The sequence below is a fragment of the Aquitalea sp. ASV11 genome (genome assembly GCF_016429185.1).
GTDB lineage: Bacteria > Pseudomonadota > Gammaproteobacteria > Burkholderiales > Chromobacteriaceae > Aquitalea > Aquitalea pelogenes.
Map to the genome: position 1 here is coordinate 1 of NZ_JAELUD010000241.1, position 302 is coordinate 302.

1 protein-coding gene and 1 pseudogene are annotated in these 302 nt (G+C 71.2%); one reads left to right on the plus strand and one right to left on the minus strand.

All coding sequences use genetic code 11. From position 1 onward, the window contains the following. Positions 1-187: hypothetical protein (locus tag JHD62_RS22790; RefSeq protein WP_233161168.1), on the plus strand; the 187-nt coding region annotated here is incomplete at its 5' end. Here JHD62_RS22790 and JHD62_RS22795 read toward each other — a convergent pair. Continuing rightward, positions 169-302: pseudogene (locus JHD62_RS22795) on the minus strand (gamma-butyrobetaine hydroxylase-like domain-containing protein); the annotation flags it as partial. The gene JHD62_RS22790 and the pseudogene JHD62_RS22795 overlap by 19 nt on opposite strands.

A 302-nucleotide genomic window follows, 5' to 3' on the forward strand; every position in this document is an offset into this window, starting at 1 on the left:
CCCCCCCCCCCCCCCCCCCCCCCCCCCCCCCCCCCCCCCCCCCCCCCCCCCCCCCCCCCCCCCCCCCCCCCCCCCCCCCCCCCCCCCCCCCCCCCCCCCCCACTTTTCAAGCAGAAGACGGCATACGCGATTATTGCGTTCGTCTCGTGGGCTCGGAGATGTGTATAAGAGACAGGACCAGCTATAGAGGCCGCTGTCGTGGCCGTCATCAAAGGTGATCTTCAGCGCGTAATGACCAACCGGCTCCAGCGCGGTGATGCCGACATGGCGCTTGCCGGTTTGCAATACTTCCTGCCCCGCGC